At 27.3% G+C, this 304-nt stretch carries 1 pseudogene; it reads left to right on the top strand.

Annotated features, from left to right (window positions below):
* Positions 1–304 (top strand): annotated as a pseudogene (locus CCO88_RS09885) (motility associated factor glycosyltransferase family protein); the annotation flags it as partial.

Raw genomic sequence — 304 nt, 5'->3', positions numbered from 1 at the left:
TAAGCACGATAGATTTGAGTGAAGAGCTTTGTAGTGGAAAAATTTATCTTGTGGATATCGAAGAAGAAAGAGTAGATATTCAACTGCTTATACTTTTTGATATGAAAGATATGTTTGAGTACTTAAGTTTATATGAAATGTTTGTAAATAATTCTTTTTATAAACAATTTTGTGAAAAGACTTGGTGTGAAACTGATGAGTTTTGTAAAAAAAATATAGAAATTGTGATACGTGATTCAGGTCTAAATTCAAATCTTTCTTTCCAGTCTTATTTTCATTTTTTACAAAACATCCCTTCTATGCT

Origin of the sequence: Campylobacter coli LMG 9860 (assembly GCF_000254135.1) — a bacterium.
Classification (GTDB): domain Bacteria; phylum Campylobacterota; class Campylobacteria; order Campylobacterales; family Campylobacteraceae; genus Campylobacter_D; species Campylobacter_D coli.
Note: the sequence above shows the minus strand (reverse complement) of the source record. Positions and strands in the feature narration are given on the sequence as shown.